Source organism: Colwellia sp. 6M3 (genome assembly GCF_014077595.1).
Lineage (GTDB): Bacteria > Pseudomonadota > Gammaproteobacteria > Enterobacterales > Alteromonadaceae > Cognaticolwellia.
Genome location: NZ_JACGWF010000124.1, coordinates 1 through 8,883, shown reverse-complemented (window position 1 = coordinate 8,883; position 8,883 = coordinate 1). Strand labels below are relative to the sequence as shown.

At 35.8% G+C, this 8,883-nt stretch carries 6 protein-coding genes; 3 read left to right on the top strand and 3 right to left on the bottom strand.

Going from position 1 to position 8,883, the window contains the following annotated elements; translation table 11 throughout:
- Positions 1-74: 74 nt before the first annotated feature.
- The gene (locus H4J50_RS17570) at positions 75-2,195 is read right to left on the bottom strand and encodes a two-component regulator propeller domain-containing protein (protein WP_182257516.1); all 2,121 of its coding nucleotides are present in this window, start codon (positions 2,193-2,195) and stop codon (positions 75-77) included.
- A 195-nt stretch (positions 2,196-2,390) separates the two neighbouring features.
- Positions 2,391-5,186: an insulinase family protein gene (locus tag H4J50_RS17565; protein WP_182257515.1), complete on the bottom strand. Its 2,796-nt coding sequence runs from the start codon at positions 5,184-5,186 to the stop codon at positions 2,391-2,393.
- Positions 5,187-5,475: 289 nt separating this feature from the next.
- Here H4J50_RS17565 and sixA point away from each other — a divergent pair, with 289 nt between their 5' ends.
- Complete coding sequence (gene sixA / locus H4J50_RS17560; protein ID WP_182257514.1) at positions 5,476-5,961, top strand: phosphohistidine phosphatase SixA; 486 nt, start codon at positions 5,476-5,478, stop codon at positions 5,959-5,961.
- A 23-nt stretch (positions 5,962-5,984) separates the two neighbouring features.
- On the opposite strand, the gene smrB is transcribed toward sixA, so the two are convergent.
- A complete protein-coding gene (smrB, locus tag H4J50_RS17555) occupies positions 5,985-6,527 on the bottom strand; it encodes an endonuclease SmrB (RefSeq protein WP_182257513.1) in 543 nt (180 codons plus the stop codon).
- An 84-nt stretch (positions 6,528-6,611) separates the two neighbouring features.
- On the opposite strand from smrB, the gene prmB reads away from it, so the two are divergent.
- Together prmB and aroC are read left to right on the top strand one after the other, a co-directional pair.
- Positions 6,612-7,535 (top strand): 50S ribosomal protein L3 N(5)-glutamine methyltransferase, encoded by a 924-nt coding sequence (gene prmB / locus H4J50_RS17550; protein WP_310733280.1) that lies wholly within the window; start codon positions 6,612-6,614, stop codon positions 7,533-7,535.
- 101 nt (positions 7,536-7,636) lie between these two features.
- Positions 7,637-8,728, top strand: coding sequence for a chorismate synthase (gene aroC, locus H4J50_RS17545; protein WP_182257511.1), 1,092 nt, complete (start codon positions 7,637-7,639; stop codon positions 8,726-8,728).
- Positions 8,729-8,883: the final 155 nt, after the last annotated feature.

Sequence of the window (8,883 nt, the reverse complement as noted above, 5' to 3'; positions counted from 1 at the left end):
GTCTCTTGTGGTTTTTTACGTTGTCTAGTTAACAAGTATTTTACCACAATGAGGCATCAACTTCTTTTAAATCATTAGGTTATTGTTATTTCCTCGTCTATTTTGAACCCCGAAACTTGAGTTAATATATTTGAAATGATGGGGGTAGGTATTTTTTGTTTTATTTGAGATATTTCTTGAGGAATAAATGTATGAAAACCATTTATTCCTCCAAAGAAAATAGTATCACTAGATGTTAGTAGAGAACTATCACTAATATATTCATTGTCACTTATTAACATGTCTTTATTAAAGGATTTAACTAATTTACTTTTCGGGTCAATAGAGTTGATTCCAATATTTGTTGATAACCAACCTATTTCTGTCGAATCAATAACTATGTCAGCAATGAAATTGTTGCTCAGGCCATTTTTTTCGTTGAAATATAATTCGGTACTATCTTTCTTGTTTATTAATGCTACTCCGTTATGTCGTGAGCCTAACCAGATCCATTTATTTGACAGTGCAATTGTTGAAATTTCGCCAAATGTCATTCTATTTGAGAGTAGGTATAAGTTATCCGAAAACTCAGATGTAGATATATCAAACTGTAAAATTTCACCTTTTTTTGTTGAAAGCCAAATTTCGCTTTTGTTGTAGTCGTACTTTAAAGAAGTGAACTGATTGGCATTCCTAGGTATGAAACTTTCAAATTGATTAGTTTTAACATCAAATGTAGTTAATTGCATTTCACTGTCAAGAAACCAAATTTTATTTTCAATTAAAAATAATTGGCTGTAATCTGTGTGAGAGGAATTATTTGTCCAAAATTTGTTTTCAACTAATGTTAAAGCTTTGGTATCGAAGTAATACAGGTTACCTGCTTGAGTAAGGCGTTCAGCTTCAGTTCTCAGCCAAAAATTATCTGAATTGTCTATCATTAAATGAGAGATGGGAGAAGTATTCCCTGTTTCTAAATGAGTTACCTTACCCATTGAATTCAAGTAACTCAATTTTCCGTCATCGGTGGCAAACCAAATATTTCCATCTTTAGATTCAGCAAACGCATTTACTGTGCTTGGTATTTCGTCATAATTAAATAAGCCATGTCTAATTTTTAGCTGTAAACTGTTAAAAGTGTTGATTCCATTTCCGTTTGTGCCAAGCCAAATATTATCTGCACTATCTTTAAATAATTTTAAAATATAATTGTTTGAAATAGCATTTTTATGTTGAACTGTCTGATACGCATCTATATTTCCTGATAACAAGTTAATAATGTTAAGGCCATTTAGCGTCCCAAGCCATACCATTGAATTATCTAACAATGTGATTGTCCTTACATTATTAGATAATAATCTCTCGCTTATATTTTCTTTATCATCGGAGTAATGCTTTTTAATTTCATAATCTTGAGACACAACAAATAAGCCATTATTAGTCGCTAACCAGTAATGGTTATCGATAAACTTTAGGTCGTAAAGTGCATTGGCGTTGAGTTTTAAATTCCATTTATTGTTTTCACTTAAAGAAATTGCAAAGGTCAGTGTATTGTTGGCTAAATATATCCCTTTATCAAAAGTACCAAGCCAATAGTTCCCTTTTTCATCTTGGAAAATGGTTTTGATCTCTTTCAAAGCAGCATCTAAACCACGAATTCTAATTCGTGAAAAATTTTGATATTCTGGATCGAATTTATGTAGACCTTCTTTGGTGGAGACCCAAATGTTATTATTGGGATCTTGGTAAATATCCCATATTTCGTTGTCTTTTAGTGAGTTACTGTCATTTTTTTGATGGATAAAATTGTCAAAATTATCTAATGATTCGTTATATCGGCTTAGGCCTTCATTTGTACCAACCCAGAGAACATTTTTGTTATCTATAAATATTTTTCTAATAAAGTTATCTGCAATTGATTTTTTATCTGTACTGTCGTGACGATAATAAACGAAGTTCTTACCATCATATCGATTTAAGCCGTCTTGGGTGGCTATCCATATAAAGCCATTTTGATCTTGAGTAATATCGTAAACATAGCTTTGAGATAGGCCTTCAGCTATCGAGATTCGTTCAAATTTTAAGGGATTTTGGTTAATGTTGTGATCTGAAGCTAGGGCCTTGGTATGAGGGAATAGTAAAACGATCAAAGTCAACAGAGCGACCATCGAATAGCATTGGGGAATTAATTTATTTCTTAAAAGAAGCAAAAGCACAAATACAACCTTTTGGTAGTGAAACCCATATCTAATTAATTTAACTTACTTAGATATGCCATATATTTTTATTATTTTTGGATGTCACACCCCATTTAAAATGATGTCGAGGGGTAAGTCAATCTTTGGCGCTTTATGACGGGTTTTGAAGTAATTTAATCGTCATAAAAGCAATATAGTTATGTATCGGCTAGATTAATATTTTCTTTGACATTTTTTCAATAAAGTTTCTTCATCGTCCTTAATGGTTAAACCTTTCGTCATTAATGTAAATTGTTCGTTGTTTTCGTAACTCAGTAATGACAAGCAATCTGTATTATCGGTGTGTTGAAAGTAAGCTTTGATAAATTCTGCTACATCTTTTATGGATAGTTTTTCAATAATTGAAATGAGCTTTTGCTTTTGGTCGAATGACGCTTCTTTATTACAGATAGCAGCCCAGTATCGTTGACTCTTAATTCTTAAATTTGAGTCTTTTTCTTGTAACTGACTGGCGAGACCAAATTGTAAATGTTGCCAATGTTCAGCAGGTAATTGATTAATAAAATCACCAGAGCGCGCTATAAAGTCGTTCATTGCCGCTGTTAATGTGACAGAGTCTGTATGAGGTGACTGTATATAAAATGCTATACCAGGGTAGCGATTAATTGGAATAAAGCCAACACCGACTAAATAACCATATTGTTTTTCTGTGCGCATTTCTTGGAAAAAAATAGGAGACAATAACTGGTTGGTTAACATGGTCAATGCTACTGTGCGTAGATCTTTATTTGGCATGGGATAATACAGAACAGCAGCATGATCATGAGCGGGTAATGCCATTGGCAGCGTTAAAGTGCCTTTTCCTTGAATATCATTACAGGGGATTTTAACTTGATTACTATCTGACAATTTATTAACGAATACTTTTTTAATATCTGAAATAATTTTATTTGCCGAATGCTTCGACCAATTTCCGTGTATTAGAACGTCTACCGCGGTATTTTCAAAAATCTTAGGGAGAAAACTTTTAAACTGATTAAATTCTATTTTTTTAAGGGCACTAATTAACGTTTTGCTACTTGGGCTAGTCGGTTGCATTGAAGCGCTAAGTTTAGCAAACAGCTGTGATATAGACTTACTACTTTCTGCATTTTGCCAATGACTGAGAAGTTGTTGTTTAAATAATTCGAATTTATTAGCACAAAACTTACCTTGCATTAAGCTGGCTAATAAGCGCGGCAATAATTGTTCTTGTTTAGTACTAATACCTGATAATTGCAGTGTTAGCCCACTTTGGTGTGAATATAAATGATAGTGAATGCCCGCTAACTCAGCATCGTAATGTTCTTCAATGACAGCGTCACTATATAAATCAATAAAAAGCCTTGTCATTGCAATAGTGCTAGCATTTTCTATAACTGCAGGTGAGTCTACAGATAGGTATATATAGCCTTTTGGCGTGTTGAAACTGGTATCATGTTTAAACCAAGCATTTAATCCATTTTGCTGATAAATATTTTCTGGTGGTTTTTGCGGTGTATTGTCTTCATCATCATCTTTAACCAGTTTTGGTTGTGCGACTATGTATGGATTTTTTTTAGGTAATGCTAGTGTGTTTAAAGTCGCTGCTTGTTGCCAATTTTCGATGGTATGCTGATCAATATCTTGAATAGAATAAGGTACTTGATACCATTTACTCATATTATTGTGGGGTTGGCCGGCGTTATTCTTATCGATAGAAATAATACGCATATTGCTAGCAACTAAATACCCGAGTAGGTTAGTTAGCGTTTCTTGTTTTTGGCCTTCCATAACATAGTCGCCAAAAATATAATCGTGCTCTGGGTAGTGCTGCATGTTAATGACGAGTTGGCTAACAGAGTCAAGCGGCGATAGCTTTTCTTGATAACAAAATGATAATACTGCTAATGCTTTCTTCTCTTGGTAATATTGTTCATTAAGTGGTGCATTTTTTAGTAAATTTAGATATGAAAATACAGTACTTATAATCTCATTGGTATTTTTCGCACCTAGTTCTGAAAGTGAGATACTAATATTAAAATCTTTAAAGTTAGAGCCATTTATACCAGAGCCGGCCGTTAAGCCCAGAGCCCATTGCTTACTTTTTAATAATGACAATATGCTACCTGGGCCTTCATGCCCAATTAAGTAAGCTAATATCGATTCAGGTTTTTGGCGATAATATTTATCTATGCTCGGCATAGCAAAACTAATAATGAGTTGTTGATCGTTCCTAACCGGCTGTACTGATATCCATTTTTGTTGATGCTGCGGATAATAAAGAGGTTGGCTAATTTGAATTTTTTCAAGTCCATTTGATTGAATTTTAGAGAAATGGTTATTCGCTAAATCTTCTAGTTCATTAATGGTTTGCGGACCTTCCAATACTAAAGTCATGAAATGAGCTTGGTAATTTTTTTCAAAAAAATTGCATAACTCTTCGCGTAAATTATATCCTGCTTTATCAGCTAAAGTTTCACTACTGCCTACTGAAAACTTTGCAAAAGGGTGAGCTTGATTGATTGTTTCTTTATGAACATCGTAAAGGCGGCGAATGTCATCTTTAAGTTTGAGTTTAAACTCCGCATCAATATTTTTTCGTTCTTTATTTACAAATTCTTCAGACAGTAGGGGGGCTGTAAAAAACTCACCAAATCGTTCTATTGCAGAGCCAAAGTGCTGATGGCCAATGTCGAAGAAAAAACAAGTGTGCTCTGTGGCTGTCCAAGCATTATTACTGCCACCATGTTCATTGATAAATTTTTGATATTCGCTGCCATCTGGAAAGTTTTCTGTACCTAGAAATAACATGTGTTCAAGAAAGTGAGCTAGTCCTTGCCTATGGTTAGGATCATCGAAATGCCCAACATTAACGGCTAAGGCAGCAGCAGACTTATTTGAAGCTAAATTATGAACCAATAAAGCTCTTAAGCCATTGCTTAACGTAATTGATTTATATTGTTTAGTGTCATTCGGGCTTATTTTCACTTTCGCTCCCGCACAATTTAACTACAGCAGGGCTTTGCTATAGTTTATGTATAATATTTTTTATCGTTCTAAATTACATTAAGGAATAAGGTGAGTCCATTTTATTCTTAACAGATGTTATAAAAATATAAACAATTACTTTACTATAGCGCCAATTCTTAAGATATATACCTAATGAATCTTTAACGCTATATAGTTAGTGTTAAAATACAGAGGGTATTTTAGTCTCACTAACTGAAAACTGTTCGCATTGATTATGTGGGCTATACATTGTGTTAATAAGGTGTTTATGCAAATTTTTGTTATGCGTCATGGTCAAGCTGAAATGGTTGCTCCTAGCGATGAACAACGACCGCTGACTGAAACCGGCATTAAAGAAGCTAAATTTATTGGCCAATGGTTATTAAAAAACAACACAATATTTGATTGTGTATTTGTTAGCCCTTATGTAAGAGCGCAACAAACAGCTGATGCATTGATAGGTGAATTTAGTAATGTGGTTAAAAGAAAAACTTTAGGCATTATTACCCCAGAAGATAGTGCGAAAGACGTGCATGATTATTTAGATGCTGTATGTGTAGAAGAGCAATACCAAAATATATTACTTGTGTCGCATATGCCTTTAGTAAGCTATTTGGTTGCTGAACTGACAACCGATCACGCCATGCCAATGTTTCAAACCGCCTCAGTAGCGCAAATTGAATATAGTGTAGATAAAATGTCTGGTGAGTTGGTTAATATCGTTTCACCAAATGATTTTAAACCATCACTTTAATTACTTTTGATTTATTGGCAGGCTTAATCTCTAATAAATTTGTCTTTTAGTTCGACTAAAACCAGTATTGCGCCATTGCCTCCCCATTCGAGTGGCGCTTGATGGAAGGCCATTACATCGGGGTGTTGCACTAACCAATGCGGTACTTTATTTTTTAATACGCGCCCCCCTAAGCCATGAACGATACAAACACACTGTGCATGTTCTTTATCGCAAGCGGCAAGTAATGCCGCTATTTCACGCTTTGACTGGTGTTGGTCAAGGCCATGTAAATCTAAAATCAAATCAGGACTATATTGGCCACGTCGTAAATTTTTAACTTCAAAACTGTCAACACCTTCACGCACGTATTTAACAGGCCCATTAGTATTTAAATTAGGTTCAAATTCATCTGAAAAGTGAAATTCTGCAAGGGCTTTGTTGTGTTTTTGTTTTGTTAAAGTGGTTTTCTGCTTGATGGTTCTTTTTACCGGGTGTACCCTATCTTGTACCATAGGCTTTACCTTGCCTATAGCATCTTTAAATAACTTTTTTTCATCCGCATTTAGCGCGTCTTTAAATTTCATGTGCGAAGTCTAAAAACATCGACGAACAATAACAAGTGAAAGTATAATAAATATATGCATTACGATGATCATCCTGAGGAAAGCGTGGAAATAATAAACTTTACAGAGGTAAGTGAACAATTGCATACCGTTAATGACTATGTACGTTTTGGTGCGAGTCAGTTTAATCAGGCTGATTTGTATTTTGGCCACGGTACAAACAACGCATGGCATGAAGCACTTACGTTAGTTATGCATGAACTGGCTTTGCCTCAAGAGTTAGCTAACGAATTAATGCAGTGTCGTTTAGTCTCATCAGAGCGAGTGGCTATTTTACAGTTATTTGAACGCCGAATTGTAGAAGGGTTACCGGCAGCGTATTTAACTAATCAAGCAATGTTTTGTGGTTTACCTTTTTATGTTGACGAACGGGTACTTGTGCCACGCTCACCCATAGGTGAATTAATTGAGCAGAGTTTTACCGGCTTAATTGAACAATCGCCAAACCGAATTTTAGATTTATGTACAGGCAGTGGCTGTATTGCTATTGCCTGCGCTGTCGCTTTTCCAGAAGCTGAAGTTGATGCAGTTGATCTTTCTATTGATGCACTGAATGTGGCACAAATCAACATTGACGGCCATGGATTATCAGCACAAGTTATTCCAATTCAATCTGATGTTTTTTCTGGGGTTAAAGGGCAAAGCTATGATTTAATAGTGACAAATCCACCTTATGTAGATCAAGAAGATGTTGACTCATTACCGCAAGAGTATTTGCATGAGCCTGTAATGGGATTAGGTAGTGGTTTTGATGGTTTAGATATCGTACGACAAATTTTAGCGCAAGCGGCAAATCATCTTAATGAAAACGGTGTATTAATTTGCGAAGTGGGTAATTCACAAATTCATTTAACGGCAGCGTTTCCAACCGTACCATTTCAATGGTTGGAATTCGAACGAGGCGGCCATGGTGTGTTTAGATTAACTAAAGCACAATTAGAAAGTCATCAGCAAGATTTTGAACAGTAATTAATTAAACCAGCCAGATTGATAAACTTCTGGTGGGTACTTTGATGCTAATATTCATTGGAACATTGGTATCTCATCATATTTAACAGGTAATATTTATTATGTCAGGTAATACTTTCGGTAAGTTATTTACGGTTACTTCATTCGGTGAAAGCCATGGTTTAGGCTTAGGAGCGATTATAGATGGTTGTCCACCAGGTTTAGAGCTTTGTGAGGCAGATTTACAACTCGATCTTGACCGACGCCGACCTGGCACTTCTCGCTTTACCACCGCACGTCGCGAAGCTGACGAAGTCAAAATAATGTCAGGTGTTTTTGAAGGTAAAACTACGGGAACACCCATAGGCTTATTAATTGAAAACACCGACCAACGCTCGCAAGACTATGGCGATATAGCGAAAACATTTCGCCCAGGTCATGCGGATTATACTTATTGGCAAAAATATGGCATTCGTGATTATCGTGGTGGTGGTCGCTCATCAGCACGTGAAACCGCAATGCGTGTTGCTGCGGGCGCTGTGGCAAAAAAATATTTAAAACAAAAATTTGGTATCACTATTCAAGCCTGTGTTACTCAAATTGGTGAAGTATGTGCAGAGAATTTTGATTGGAATATTGTTGAAGAGAATCCTTTTTTCTTCCCTGATGCCAACAAGCTTGAGCAACTAGACGAGTTATTGCGTGGCATTATGCGCCAAAAAGACTCTATTGGTGCAAAATTGATGGTTGTTGCGAACAATGTACCTGTTGGTTTAGGCGAGCCTATTTTTGACCGTTTAGACGCTGATATTGCGCATGCTCTAATGGGGATAAATGCAGTTAAAGCGGTAGAGGTTGGTGATGGCTTTGGCGTTGTTAATCAAAAAGGTTCACAACACAGAGATGAGTTAACACCTGATGGCTTTGCTTCTAATCACGCGGGGGGCGTTTTAGGAGGGATATCTTCAGGTCAACCTATTGTGGCATCAATTGCTTTAAAGCCTACCTCTAGTATTGGTGTTAGCGGAAAAACCGTTGATCTTGAAGGTCAGCCTGCTGATATCGTGACTAAAGGTCGTCATGATCCTTGTGTAGGCATTAGAGCGGTCCCTATTGCTGAAGCAATGCTCGCGTTAACGTTGATGGATCATTATTTAAGACATCGTGCACAAAATATGGATGTAGTTTGTCAAACGCCAGATATTGAAAGTTAATAAAATAAAGTTTTTTGTGTAAAACAACGTGAACGTCTGGCCAAGAGCACGTTCTATTAATTAACGTTTGAATTTATAGTTCCTCCAACTTAATTTTGGAGTGACTTATGACACGTAGAACATTTGATGATTGGAAACACCTCGTTGATAAACAA